At 64.5% G+C, this 13,241-nt stretch carries 8 protein-coding genes; 3 read left to right on the forward strand and 5 right to left on the reverse strand.

Features of this window, described 5'->3' with window-relative positions:
* The first annotated feature begins 378 nt into the window (after window positions 1–378).
* Window positions 379–2,685, forward strand: a complete 2,307-nt coding sequence (locus tag Ga0102493_RS01690) for a CDC48 family AAA ATPase (protein ID WP_034906555.1) — start codon at window positions 379–381, stop codon at window positions 2,683–2,685.
* A 10-nt stretch (window positions 2,686–2,695) separates the two neighbouring features.
* On the opposite strand, the gene Ga0102493_RS01695 is transcribed toward Ga0102493_RS01690, so the two are convergent.
* Both Ga0102493_RS01695 and polA read right to left on the reverse strand, forming a co-directional pair.
* Entirely contained in the window at window positions 2,696–3,787 is a 1,092-nt protein-coding gene (locus Ga0102493_RS01695) for a mechanosensitive ion channel family protein (RefSeq protein ID WP_034906557.1), read from the reverse strand.
* Window positions 3,788–3,826: 39 nt separating this feature from the next.
* The gene (gene polA / locus Ga0102493_RS01700; protein ID WP_034906559.1) at window positions 3,827–6,676 is read right to left on the reverse strand and encodes a DNA polymerase I; all 2,850 of its coding nucleotides are present in this window, start codon (window positions 6,674–6,676) and stop codon (window positions 3,827–3,829) included.
* A gap of 243 nt (window positions 6,677–6,919) precedes the next feature.
* Here polA and Ga0102493_RS01705 point away from each other — a divergent pair, with 243 nt between their 5' ends.
* Window positions 6,920–7,186, forward strand: a complete 267-nt coding sequence (locus tag Ga0102493_RS01705) for a hypothetical protein (protein WP_034906562.1) — start codon at window positions 6,920–6,922, stop codon at window positions 7,184–7,186.
* 98 nt (window positions 7,187–7,284) lie between these two features.
* On the opposite strand, the gene Ga0102493_RS01710 is transcribed toward Ga0102493_RS01705, so the two are convergent.
* Window positions 7,285–8,319, reverse strand: coding sequence for a serine hydrolase (locus Ga0102493_RS01710; RefSeq protein WP_034906683.1), 1,035 nt, complete (start codon window positions 8,317–8,319; stop codon window positions 7,285–7,287).
* 297 nt (window positions 8,320–8,616) lie between these two features.
* On the opposite strand from Ga0102493_RS01710, the gene Ga0102493_RS01715 reads away from it, so the two are divergent.
* Complete coding sequence (locus tag Ga0102493_RS01715) at window positions 8,617–10,911, forward strand: DUF305 domain-containing protein (RefSeq protein WP_051698445.1); 2,295 nt, start codon at window positions 8,617–8,619, stop codon at window positions 10,909–10,911.
* Window positions 10,912–11,012: 101 nt separating this feature from the next.
* Here the strand turns inward: Ga0102493_RS01715 and Ga0102493_RS01720 are convergent, their stop codons facing one another.
* Complete coding sequence (locus tag Ga0102493_RS01720) at window positions 11,013–11,420, reverse strand: baeRF12 domain-containing protein (protein ID WP_034906564.1); 408 nt, start codon at window positions 11,418–11,420, stop codon at window positions 11,013–11,015.
* A 126-nt stretch (window positions 11,421–11,546) separates the two neighbouring features.
* Window positions 11,547–13,196, reverse strand: a complete 1,650-nt coding sequence (groL, locus tag Ga0102493_RS01725; protein ID WP_034906567.1) for a chaperonin GroEL — start codon at window positions 13,194–13,196, stop codon at window positions 11,547–11,549.
* Window positions 13,197–13,241 lie beyond the last annotated feature (45 nt).

Consider the following 13,241-nt stretch of genomic DNA (forward strand, 5'->3'; position numbering starts at 1 on the left):
GCAAAACGCCGAAGAAGGCATTTTTGCCGAAAATGCGGGCGACTGCCGCTTATTTAGGCAGATAATGTGCAAGAATTGGCACAACTCACGGATATTCGCATGATCTGATGCAAAACTTTCATCGAACCATGCGCCATTCGCACTTGCACAATGATGGCCGCGGCGGCATACCAATAGTGCCTTTCAGGCATCCTCTCCCAAACTTTTCAAGCCCGGCCTTCGTGCCGGGCTTTTTTCTGCCCTCTCGCCGCGCGCCCCTCGCTCGTTGTCGGACAGGTGAGGCGTTGCACCGCGGGCCATTGCCGCGCCTGTTTGCAATAGCCCTCCGGCCTTCCTAGCTAGCGTCGACGCAAGCCCGTTGCAGCCAGAGGATTGCCCATGGCCGATGCAGATACCGCCAATGACGCCCGCACCGCCCGACTCCAGGTCGCACCCGCCCGCCAGGAGGAATCCGGACAGGGCATAGCGCGCATGCCGCGTTCGGCGTTCCAGGCGCTCGGTATTACCGAGGGCGACGTCGTCGAGATCGCGGGCAAGCGTTCGACCGCGGCAATAGCCATGGCCGCCTATCCCGAGGACGAGACCCTCGACGTAGTGCGCCTCGACGGCCTCCAGCGAGGCAATGCAGAGGCGGCCTCGGGCGAGCATGTCGAGATTTCCGCCGCGCGATCCCGGCCTGCAACCCGCGTCGTCTTCGCACCCGCCCAGCGCGAGATGCGGCTGCAGGGGCCGACCCAGGCGCTCAAGCGAAACTTCTTCCGCAAGCCGCTGGTCGCAGGCGATCTCGTCGCGACGACGGGGCAGCAGCCGGTGCAGAACATGCCTTCCGACGTGCGCCAGCTGCTGCGCGCCCCGGCGTATGCGCTCACTCAGATCCGCCTGACCGTCGCCTCGACCAGCCCCAAGGGCATCGTCCATATCGACGAGAACACGGAGGTCGAACTTCGCACCGAGTTCGAGGAGCCCCGCGACGCGCGCGCGGTGGTCAATTACGATGATGTCGGTGGCATGGAAGACACGATCCAGCAGCTGCGCGAGATGGTCGAATTGCCGCTGCGCTATCCCGAATTGTTCACGCGGCTCGGCGTTGACCCGCCCAAGGGCGTGTTGCTCCACGGCCCGCCGGGCACGGGCAAGACCCGGCTCGCCCAGGCGGTCGCGAATGAAAGCGATGCGGAATTCTTCGCGATCAACGGCCCGGAAATCATGGGTTCGGGCTATGGCGAATCCGAAAAGCGCCTGCGCGAGGTGTTCGAGGAGGCGAGCCGCGCCGCGCCGGCCATCGTTTTCATCGACGAGATCGATTCGATCGCGCCCAAGCGCCAGCAGGTCCCGGGTGAGGCGGAAAAGCGCCTCGTCGCCCAGCTTCTCACCCTCATGGACGGGCTCGAGGCGCGCTCGAACCTAGTCGTGATCGCCGCGACGAACCGGCCCGATGCGATCGACGAGGCGCTGCGCCGCCCGGGCCGGTTCGACCGCGAAATCGTGATCGGCGTTCCGGACGAACGTGGGCGGCGAGAGATCCTCGCGATTCACACCCGCGGCATGCCGCTCGAGGATGCGGTGGAGTTGAAGGAGCTCGCCCGCGTCACCCATGGCTTTGTCGGCGCCGACATCGCCGCGCTTGCCCGCGAGGCGGCGATCGATGCGGTGCGCCGCATTATGCCGCGGCTCGATCTCGACGAGCGCACGATTCCGCCCGACGTGCTCGAGGACCTTTGCGTCACGCGCGAGGATTTTCTCTCCGCGCTGAAGCGCATCCAGCCTTCCGCCATGCGCGAGGTGATGGTGCAGGTGCCCAATGTCGCGTGGGACGATATCGGCGGCGCGAACGAGGCGATTGAGCGGCTCAAGGAGGGGATCGAGCTGCCGCTGCGCAATCCGCAGGCCTTTCGCCGGCTCGGCATCCGCCCGGCCAAGGGATTTCTGCTCTATGGCCCACCCGGGACCGGCAAGACCCTGCTCGCCAAGGCCGTCGCGAAGGAGGCGGAGGCGAACTTCATCTCGATGAAGAGCTCGGACCTCCTTTCGAAATGGTACGGCGAGAGCGAACAGCAGATCGCCAAGATGTTCGCCCGCGCGCGGGCGGTGGCGCCCTGCGTCGTCTTCATCGACGAGATCGACAGCCTCGTCCCCGCCCGCGGTTCGTCACAGGGCGAACCTCAGGTGACGGGGCGGGTCGTCAACACGATCCTTGCCGAGATGGACGGGCTGGAGGACCTCCAGTCGGTCGTCGTGATCGGGGCGACAAACCGGCCGACGCTCGTCGACCCGGCGCTGCTCAGGCCCGGTCGCTTCGACGAACTGGTCTTCGTCAGCACCCCGGACAAGGCAGGGCGCGAGCATATCCTGCGGATCCACACCTCGAACATGCCGCTCGCCGATGACGTCGATCTCTCCGCGATCGCGGCGGAGACCGAACGTTTCACCGGCGCCGATCTCGAGGATGTTGTCCGCCGCGCCGGGCTCGGCGCGCTGCGCCGGGTCGGGAGCGAGGTGAGCGAGGTCGCCAACGAGGATTTCCGGGCCGCGCTCAAGGATTCGCGCGCGACGGTCACCGCGAAGATGGAAGACGAATATCGCAACATGCAGGGCGAGCTGAAGAAGCGCGCTGCCGAGGTTCAGCCGATCGGCTTTGTCGTGCCCGAAAAGCTCCAACCGACACGCGACAGCAAGCACGGCTGATCCCCTGGCTTCAGCCGGGCAATGTGTCCGCCCCGTCCTTTTCGATCGGCTCCCACCGACGCCGCGCGATCGCCTCGGGCATTTCGTCGCGGATGAACGCCATCATCGCCTCGCGAATCTGGCAGCGCAGGTCGAACGCGGTGCCGGCATCCTTCGCGCTCATCAGCAGCCGGACCTCGATGTAATCGGGCGCGGTGCCGGTCACCTGCACGACCTGGACGCGCCGATCCCATAGCGGGTTCTGCGCGATCAGCTCTTCGTATTTGGCCCGCACCTTTTCGACCTCTGCCATGGGATCGAGATGGAGGAACACCGTTCCCAGCAACTGGGATTCGCGCCGGGTCCAGTTCTGAAAACTCTCGTCGAGGAATTTGTGCACGGGCACGACCAGCCGCCGTTCGTCCCAGATGCGGACCACGACATAGGTCGTGCGGATATCCTCTATCCGGCCCCATTCGCCATCGATGATGACGACGTCGTCGATCCGGATCGGCTCGGTCAGGGCCATCTGCAGGCCGCCGATCAGGGCCTTCAAGGCAGGCTGTGCCGCAGCGCCTACCGCTAGTGCGGCAAGGCCCGCCGAAGCCATCAGCGTGACGCCGATGTCGCGGATTCCGGGGATCGAGAGAAGCATCAGTCCCACAGTCACGAAGATGATCGCGAAGGTCCCGATCCGGCTGAAGATCGCCAGCCGCGTGCGCCGCCTGCGCGCCGCGAGGTTGTCCGCGACGCTGATATCTGCCCGCAATTCGAGCGCCTTCACGGTCGCCCGCATGATCGAAAGGGCCATCCAGCCGATCAGAGCCGGCAGTATGAATCCGGCGATCGCCTGCCAGACCGTGTCGAGCACCGGCATGGTCCGGGCGGCGAGGACGAGCCCGAGCGCGACGATCGCCCAGCGGGTCGGCCGGACGAGCTCGCGCACGACGATATTGTCGGCGTCGCTCTCGCTCGCACGGGCCACGCGGCGCAGGATGCGAAACAGGATGCGATGCGCGACCAGTGCGACGGCGACCGCAACCCCCGCCGCCAGCGCGGCCGCGGCGATGCTGGCCCAGTCGCTCGGCAGGAGCTCGCGCGTTCTTTCGATCCACTCATCCATGGAGCGCGACCCTAAAGCGAAGGCGCCGCTGCGTCACGATCAGTGTGCGGCATCCCACGAAGCGCCGGTCCCGATCTCCACCCCGAGCGGCACGTCGAGCCTGACTGCGGGCAGCGCCGCTTCCGCCATGACCCGTTCGATCACCGGCGAGGCGGCGGCGACGTCCGCTTCGGGCAGCTCGAATACGAGTTCGTCGTGTACCTGGAGCAACATGCGGACATCGGGCAGGCCCGCGTCCCGCAGCGCAGGCAGCATCCGCACCATCGCCCGCTTGATGATGTCCGCGCTCGTCCCCTGGATCGGCGCGTTGATCGCCGCGCGCTCCGATCCCTGGCGCTCTGCCTGGTTCTTGGAATTGATCCGCGGGAACCAGGTCTTGCGGCCGAACAATGTCTCCGAATAGCCGCGCTCGCGTACGGTCTCCAATGTCTCGGCGATGTAGCGCTGGATGCCGGGGAAACGCTGGAAATAGGTGTCGATCATGTCCTGCGCCTCTTCGGGCGTCACCTCCAGCCGGCCGGCTAGCCCCCAGCGAGAAATGCCGTAGAGGATCGCGAAATTGATCGTCTTGGCGCGCGCCCGGGTGTCGCGGGTGACTTCGCCGAACATCTCTGTAGCGGTGCGCGAATGGATGTCCTCGCCATTGGCAAAGGCCTGTTTCAGCGTGTCGACATCGGCCATGTGGGCGGCAAGGCGCAGTTCGATCTGCGAATAGTCCGCAGCGAGCAGGACATTGCCGTCCTCCGGCACGAAGGCTTCGCGGATCTGGCGCCCGATGGCGGTGCGCACCGGGATGTTCTGCAGGTTTGGATCGGTCGAGCTCAGTCGCCCGGTCTGCGCGCCGACAAGGCTGTAACTGGTATGCACGCGGCCGGTTTGCGGATTGATCGCAGCCTGCAACGCATCGGTGTAGGTCGATTTGAGCTTGGAAAGCTGGCGCCATTCGAGCACCAGCCGCGCGATCGGCGCTCCTTCGGCAGCGAGCTTCTCCAGCACCGAGACATCGGTCGAATACTGCCCGCTCTTGCCCTTGCGTCCGCCCTTGTAGCCGAGCTTGTCGAACAGGATATCGCCCAGCTGTTTTGGGCTGCCTACGGTGAATTCCTGCCCCGCTGCCTCGTGGATTTCCCCTTCGAGCCTGCCGATCTCCCTGGCGAATTCCTCGGACAGCTTCGCCAGGCGCGCGCGATCGACCTTGATGCCCTCGCGTTCCATCCCGGCGACGACCGGGATCAGAGGCCGATCGACCCGCTCGTAGATGCGGCTGCCGCCTTCCACTGCCAACCGGGGCTTGAGCAGGGTGTAGAGCCGCCAGGTGATGTCGGCGTCCTCGGCGGCGTATTCGGTCGCGCGGTCCAGCGGTACCTCGCCGAAGGGGATCGCTTTCTTGCCGGTGCCGCAGACGTCCTTGTAGGCGATCGCGGTGTGGGCGAGGTGGCGCTGGCACAATTCGTCCATGCCATGCCCACCGCCGATCCCGTCCTGCGATCGGCCGGCATCTAGCGCGAAGCTCACGATCATCGTGTCCTCGATCGGGCTCACCGGGGCGCCATGGCGGGCAAGGACGTTGAGGTCGTACTTGCCATTCTGAAAGATTTTCGTGACCGAATCGTCGGCGAGCAGCGGGCGCAGGGCCTTGAGCGCGGCCTCGCGTTCGATCTGCTGCGGCTTCTCGGCGAACATGTCGCCTGAACCATGGGCAAGCGGGATGTAGCAGGCGTCGTTCGCGCCCAATGCGAGACTGATTCCCACGAGATCGGCCTGCATCGCGTCGAGCGAGGAAGTTTCGGTGTCCACCGCGACCAGCCGGGCCGCCTTCGCCCGGACGATCCATTTCTCGAGCGCTTCCATGGTCTGCACCGTTTCATAGGCGCTCCGATCGACGGCGGGCATTTCTGGCGGCTGCTGGCGATTGCCCTCGTCCGTTCCGTTGTCGCCCGCGCGTTTTTCTCCCGCGGGATCAAGATTGTTGGCCCGCTCGGGGCTGCCATGGCCATTGCCGAGCCTTCGCAGCAGTGAGGTGAAGCCATGCTTTTCGAGGAAGGCGGCGAGGGGTTCGGGCGGTACCTTGCCGAGCTTCATCGCCTCGATCGGCTGCGGCAGTTCGCAATCCTCCTTGAGAGTGACGAGAACCCGGCTCATTTCGGCATCGGCGCGCCCTTCGATTAGGCGTTCCTTGAGCTTCGATTTCTTCATCTCCGGCGCCTGGTCTAAAGCGGCGGTAAGCGAGCCATGCTCGGCGATCAGCTTGCTCGCGGTCTTGGGGCCGATGCCGAAAATGCCGGGGATGTTGTCGACACTGTCGCCCATCAGTGCGAGCACGTCGCCCACCAGTTCGGGGGGCACGCCGAACTTGGCCTCGACTTCGGGAATGTAGAGCCGCTGGCTCTTCATCGTGTCGAGCATGTCGATGCGGGCAGGTCCGTTTGGGCCGTCGACCTCGCCGACAAGCTGCATGAGGTCCTTGTCGGAGGAGACGATCGTCACGTCCCAGCCCTGGCGCTGCGCTTCGCGGGCATAGGAGGCGATGAGGTCGTCCGCCTCCAGCCCCGCCTCTTCGATGCAGGGCAGGCTGAAGGCGCGGGTGGCGTCGCGTATGAGAGGGAATTGCGGGCGCAGATCCTCGGGCGGTTCGGGCCGGTTGGCTTTGTATTCGGGATAGATGTCGTTGCGGAAACTCTTCGAATCCTTGTCGAGGATGACCGCCAGATGGGTCGGCCCCTCCGCCGCGTCGAGATCCTCGGCGAGCTTCCACAGCATCGTGGTGTAGCCATAGACCGCGCCCACCGGCGTTCCCTCCGGATCGGTCAGCGGCGGCAGACGGTGATAGGCCCTGAAGATGTAGGAGGAGCCGTCGACGAGATAGAGATGATTGCGCTCTGTGCCCATGCAGGCCTGCTAGCATCGCGCGAGCGCGGGGGTAAGCCGCTTTGGGCCTGATTCAGGGGGCGGACAGAGCGGCGTGTCGGCGGCCGCGGCAAGGGCCGAATTAAGGCAGTTCTGCCACATTTTGCTTGCACTGCCACATTCTCGCCATTATTCAGGGGCGCAGAGCCGGGAAGCGTACCGGTTTTGCCGCGGCCTTCGAACGAACGCTGCGCGCCCCCTGACGCTGAAGAAGGAATTGATTTGATGCGTAAGATCGTTCTTGCCGCTGCGATCGCGACTTCGGCACTTGGTCTCGCCGCCTGCGGCGAAACCGCCGAAACGACCGACGAGACCGTCGCGGAAATGAATGCCGATGCGGAAACGGTCGCCGATGAGGCCACCGCCACCGCAGAGGAAGGCATGGCCGAGATGGAAGAAGGCGCCGAAGGCATGGCTGCCGACACCGAGGCAGCGGTCGACGAAGCGGTGGAAAACGCCGAAGCCGAAGCCGAGGAAATGACGAGCGAGTGATCGCGCCGTTCGCCGCGCATCCATTGCGAGGCTGACGAAAACGAGAGGGCGGTGCCGTTCAGGCGCCGCCCTTTTTCACGCGGAGCATCGGATGAACGTCAACCGCCGGTGCGCGGCGCGCTGGTCCAGTTGACGCCGTCATCCTGCCGCAGCCGCGCCTTGGCCCCGAAGCCGTCATAAAGCGCCCGGGCTATCGCAGCGATGCGCTGTTCGCGGGCGAGACGCGAACCCTGGCCGGTTACGTAGATCGCAACCGCGATCGCGCGACCGTCGGGATATTCGATGATGCCGATATCGCTCGACGTGTTGTTGAGCGATCCCGTCTTGTGGCTCACCACGGCTTCGTCCGGCATGTTGGCGACGATCCGGCGCTTGCCGGTGACCGTGCGGCTCATCGCGCCGAGGAGGACCCGGCGGTGCGTGTCGGACAGGAAATCGCCGCGATATAGCCCCGTCAGGAGACGCACCATCGCCTTGGGAGTAGCGGCATCGCGCGGGTCGATGTAGCTCGCCGGATCGTATTCACCGTCGTCCCGAACGAGCGTCGCGATGTCGCGGTTTATGCTGAATTCGTTAATGCCCTGCCGGCGTATCCATTCATTCACGCTTTCGGGGCCGCCCACGGCAGCGAGAAGGGCGTCGGTCGCAGGGTTGCTCGAACGGGTGATCATGATCTCGATGAGGTCAATCGCCTGCATGTATTTCCCCTCGCGCACGGGGGCTGCTGGCGAGGAGAACCTGGCCGAGCGGATTGGGATCATCAACGGCCATTCCGAGGTGAGCGAAAATTGCCCCTTCTCGACCATGTCGAGATAGGTCGCGGCGATCGCGATCTTGCTGGTCGAGGCCATCGGAAACAGCTGGTCGCCGAGGACCGCGATCTGGTCGCCGGTCGCAAGGTCGACAGCAGCGACGCCGATGCGCCCGTTCGAGCCGTCGGCTAGCGCGGCGATGCGCTGCTCGAACCCGCTTTCGTAGATCGCCTCGAAGGTCTGCGGCGTCCGAAGCTCGGTCCCGAAGGCGTTGTCGAAGGTTGCCGCAAGGTCGTTGCCCTGCGCCTGCAGGGGCGCTCCGATCAGCGCGATTACGCCTATCAGGAGGCCGAGGAGGGGGAGTCGCCGGTTGGAAGCCATGGAAAAGAAATACATCCCTGTGATTGCCGCGCGCTTAATGACACAGTCTAGTGCGCCTTGATTCCGTGCCGCAAGGGCAAAGCGAGCAAACCTGCGGCGAATGGTGCGAGCGGCGCGATGCGGACCTCTGCGGCGCGCCGCGTTCTGTCTCTTCGCCTGCTTCATACAATCGATCTTGCGTTGGCCGGTTCCCGCGAGGCGTTCGTCGAAAGCAGGCCGATTTGCCCGCATAGGGCCTTGACTGGATCGTCTCGCGCGGCAGGTTGGGTGTCAATTCACTTGTCCACGGGGATCTCTATGACCGATATGAAATTGAGCGGCCGCGCCGCGCGCGCGGTGCTTGCCGCCATGCTGGCGGGCACTTCCGGCATCGCCTTCGCCCAGAGCGCGCCGATCGTCCAGCCCGGAGCTCCCGGCCAGGACAGCCGTGACCTTTCGGCGGAGGAGGCGGTCAAGCTCGCCGGGTCAAGCTATACGAGCGCGGACGTCAAGTTCATGCAGGACATGATCGTCCATCATCGGCAGGCCGTGGAAATGGCGGCGCTCGTCGCGGACCGGACAAACACCGAAGAAATCGTCGCAGTCGCCGGGCGGATCGAGGCGAGCCAGGAAGACGAGATGGCTTTCATGCGCGAGTGGCTCGAAGCGCGCGGCGAACCGATCGTGATGACGATGGCCGCTGGCCACGATCATCACCGTCACCACACCATGATGGGCATGGCGACCCCTGAACAGATGCAGGCGCTCGCCGCCGCAGAGGGGACCGAGTTCGATCGCCAGTTCCTCACCCTCATGATCGCCCATCACGAAGGGGCGCTCGACATGGTCGACAAGCTGCTCGCCCTGCCGGGCAGCGCGGCGGACCCGGTCCTCTATCGCTTCATTGGCGATGTCGAGAACGACCAGAAGAGCGAAATCGACCGGATGGACGTCGTCCTCGCAGGGCTTTCGCCCGACCCGCGTGCCGGCCTTGCGGCCGGCTTCGACGATGCGGGCGAGGCGATCTCGAACCTGCGTCTCGTCGCGAGCCTGCGGAAGCCCGCTGGTTTCTTCAACCCTGACAATCCCGCCGATCTGCGCCCCGCCATCCCGCCGCGCGAGGATGAGAGGGACGAGGCGGACGAAGCCCTCGCAGAGGCTGCCGAGGACGTCGCCGAAGCCGCCGCATCGGAGGATGCCGAAGAAACGCCGACCCGCATGGAGGGCGAGGAGGAAAGCCTCACCCAGTTCGCCGAACGCTCGCCGCTGCTCGATTTCGCCAATACCGACATGGCGTTCTTCGACGACATCATGGTCGCGGGCAATTACCACGGCTTCAACATCTACCGGCTGGGCGAGGACGGCGTGCCGGTCCTTATGTCTTCGGTCGTCTGCCCCGGCGGGCAGGGCGATGTCTCAGTCGTCGGCAACATCCTCGTGATGAGCGTCGAACAGACCCGCGGGCGTGTCGATTGCGGGCTCCAGGGCGTCGAGGAAGACGTCAGCGAAGATCGCTTCCGGGGCCTTCGCATCTTCGACATCTCCGACCTTCGCCGCCCGCGCCAGGTCGGCGGCGTGCAGACGTGCCGCGGCAGCCACACCCATTCCATTGTCAGCGCGGACGATGAAAAGATCGTGGTCTACAATTCGGGGACCTCGTCCATTCGCGACGAGGAAGAGCTCGCCCGCTGCGTCGACAATCCGGCCTCGAGCCGCACCGCGCTGTTCAGCATCGACGTGATCGAGATCCCGCTGGCGGATCCTTCCAAGGCCCGGATCGTGAGCTCGCCGCGCGTTTTCGCCGATGCCGAAACGGGCGAGATTGCGGGCCTTTGGAAGGGCGGCGAAAGCGGCGAGGGCGCACAGAACACCCGCCGCACTGATCAGTGCCACGACATCACTGTCTTCCCGTCGAAGAACCTCGCCGCAGGCGCATGTTCGGGCAACGGGATCCTGATGGAAATCTCCGACCCCTACAATCCCAAGCGGATCGACGCCGTCTTCGACAAGGGCTTTGCCTACTGGCATTCGGCGACGTTCAACAATGACGGGACCAAGGTCGTCTTCACCGACGAATGGGGCGGTGGCGGGCGCCCTCGCTGCCGCGCTTCGGACCCGATGGACTGGGGTGCCAATGCGATCTACGACATCGTCGACGGCAAGCTGGAATTCCGCAGCCATTACAAGATGCCCGCTCCCCAAACCGAGTGGGAGAACTGCGTCGCGCACAATGGCTCGATCGTGCCGGTGCCGGGCCGCGATATCTTCGTGCAATCCTGGTACCAGGGCGGGATCAGCGTGATGGACTTCACCGACAGCGCGAACCCCAAGGAGATCGCCTTCTTCGACCGCGGTCCTATCGATGAGGAACAGCTTGTCGTCGGCGGGTTCTGGTCGTCCTACTGGTATAATGGGCGCATCTACGGAACTGAGATCACGCGCGGGATCGACGTCTTCGCGCTGGAGCCGAGCGAGCACCTGACCGAGGCCGAGATCGCCGCTGCGGAAGCGGCGTCCTATGAGAACACGCGCTTCAACCCGCAGACCCAGACCGAGGTGACCTGGTCCGAAGCCGAGATCGAGGCGGCGCAGGCCAGCCGTAAGGGCGGGTAAGCCTCACCGTAATTGCGCTTGCGAATGCGAAGGCGATCTGATGTCGCCTTCGCCTTCCTTCGTTGTGGCGATGGTGACCTACGTCACCCACAGCCATGCACTCAGGCTGCGGCGATCGCCTTCTCGATCTCTCCGGTCGATCGGTTGGTAAGGGTCTTGTCGATCTCGCCGACGAGGCGCTTCTTCAGTTCGGTGTGATAGTGCTGGCGCATCTCGCCCAGCGTTTTCGGATCGGCGATTACCAGCACGTCGTGGAGCTTGCCCGCGATCGCTTTTTCGTTGAGCCATTCCGCTGCGGCAGCGCCGTGGGCGAGTTCGTTGAGATCAGTTCGCCCGTGGCGCTGGCCAATATCGTCCTGATGGCGGATCCCGGCGCTGAAATTGGTTGGGTCGAGTTCGGGGCTGTCCTCGACAGCCAGCGAGGGATCGAAGATCTGCCCCTCATTGCGGAACAATGAGAACGTCTCTCCATCGACCACTGCGACATGGGCCTTTGCGGGTAGTTTCATAAACTTCCTCCTCTTTACCCGACCAACGCGCGGGCGCCGCGATCGTTGCAGGAGACTCGATGCGAAAAGGCCCGGTGGGATCGCTCCCGCCGGGCCTCGTTCGTGTGTCGGATGGGACGTGAGGCTTTAGAAGCCCATGCCCCCCATGCCGCCCATTCCGCCCATGTCGGGCATTGCCGGGGCGTTCGACTTGTCTTCCGGAGCGTCGACGATCGCCGCTTCGGTGGTGATCAGCAGGCCGGCGACCGAAGCCGCATCCTGGAGTGCCGTGCGCACGACCTTGGTCGGGTCGATGACGCCGGCCTGGACGAGGTTTTCATAGGTGTCGGTCGCGGCGTTGAAACCCTGCGTTTCGTCGCCTTCACGCAGCAGGTTGCCCGATACGACCGCGCCGTCATGGCCGGCATTCGCGGCGATCTGACGCACGGGGGCGAGGATCGCGCGGCGCACGATGTCGATCCCGCGGGTCTGGTCGTCGTTCTCGCCCTTGAGGCCTTCGAGGACCTTGGAGGCATAGAGCAGAGCGGTACCGCCGCCAGGGACGATGCCTTCCTCGACCGCGGCGCGGGTCGCGTGAAGCGCATCGTCGACGCGGTCCTTGCGCTCCTTCACCTCGACTTCGGACGCACCGCCGACCTTGATCACGGCAACGCCGCCGGCGAGCTTGGCAAGGCGCTCCTGGAGCTTTTCCTTGTCGTAGTCGCTGGTCGTGTTCTCGATCTGGGTCTTGATCTCGGCGACGCGTGCCTTGATGTCGTCCTCGCTGCCGGCACCGTCGACGATGGTGGTGTTGTCCTTGTCGATGGTGACGCGCTTGGCTTCACCGAGCATGCCGAGCGTGACGTTCTCGAGCTTGATGCCGAGGTCCTCGCTGATCATCTCGCCCTTGGTCAGGATTGCGATGTCCTGCAGCATGGCCTTGCGACGATCGCCGAAGCCCGGAGCCTTGACCGCCGCGACCTTGAGGCCGCCGCGCAGCTTGTTCACGACGAGCGTGGCGAGCGCCTCGCCCTCGATGTCCTCGGCGATGATGAGCAGCGGACGACCCGACTGCACCGCCGCTTCGAGAACGGGGAGCATCGACTGCAGGTTCGACAGCTTCTTTTCATGGATCAGGATGTAGGGGTTATCCAGTTCCACGGTCATCTTGTCGGGGTTGGTGATGAAGTAAGGCGACAGGTAGCCGCGGTCGAACTGCATGCCTTCGACGACATCGAGTTCGAATTCGAGGCCCTTGGCTTCCTCGACGGTGATAACACCTTCCTTGCCGACCTTTTCCATGGCTTCGGCGATCTTCTCGCCGACTTCCTTGTCGCCATTGGCCGAGATCACGCCGACCTGGGCAATTTCGGACGAGCCCGAGACATCCTTCGAACGGTTCTTGAGGTCTTCGACGACCTTGGTGACGGCAAGGTCGATGCCGCGCTTCAGATCCATCGGGTTCATCCCGGCGGCAACCGACTTCATGCCTTCGGTCACGATCGCCTGACCCAGAACGGTCGCGGTCGTGGTGCCGTCGCCGGCGAGGTCATTGGTCTTACTTGCGACCTCGCGCAGCATCTGCGCACCCATGTTCTCGAACTTGTCCTTCAGTTCGATTTCCTTGGCTACGGTGACGCCGTCCTTGGTGATGCGCGGCGCGCCGAAGCTCTTGTCGATCACGACGTTGCGGCCCTTCGGCCCCAGCGTCACCTTGACCGCGTTGGCGAGCGTGTCGACGCCCTTGAGGATGCGTTCGCGGGCATCGCGCGAGAATTTCACGTCCTTGGCAGACATTGGTGTTTCTCCTGGATTACGGGGTTTACGGGAAAAGCGTAGCGG

It is taken from the genome of Erythrobacter litoralis, from assembly GCF_001719165.1.
Taxonomy (GTDB): domain Bacteria; phylum Pseudomonadota; class Alphaproteobacteria; order Sphingomonadales; family Sphingomonadaceae; genus Erythrobacter; species Erythrobacter litoralis.